Raw genomic sequence first — 428 nt, forward strand, 5'->3', positions numbered from 1 at the left:
GGGCATCCACCGTGTACGCTTAGTCGCTTAACCTCACAACCCGAAGATGTTTCTTTCGATTCATCATCGTGTTGCGAAAATTTGAGAGACTCACGAACAACTTGCGTTGTTCAGTGTTTCAATTTTCAGCTTGATCCAGATTTTTAAAGAGCAAATATCTCAAACATCACTCGTAAGTGAGTTTTGAGATACAGAGGCCGGCGACTTTCACTCACAAACCAGCAAGTGGCGTCCCCTAGGGGATTCGAACCCCTGTTACCGCCGTGAAAGGGCGGTGTCCTGGGCCTCTAGACGAAGGGGACGTATCAGTCTGCTTCGCAAGACGCCTTGCTTTTCACTTTCTATCAGACAATCTGTGTGAGCACTTCAAAGAACGCTTCTTTAAGGTAAGGAGGTGATCCAACCGCAGGTTCCCCTACGGTTACCTT

Annotated in this window: 1 tRNA gene; it reads right to left on the reverse strand. The window is 47.9% G+C overall.

Annotated elements, in window-relative coordinates:
• Nucleotides 1–226: 226 nt before the first annotated feature.
• Nucleotides 227–302 (reverse strand) — tRNA-Glu (locus HEM79_RS22380).
• Nucleotides 303–428: the final 126 nt, after the last annotated feature.

Source organism: Escherichia sp. 93.0816 (assembly GCF_013368855.2).
Classification (GTDB): domain Bacteria; phylum Pseudomonadota; class Gammaproteobacteria; order Enterobacterales; family Enterobacteriaceae; genus Escherichia; species Escherichia ruysiae.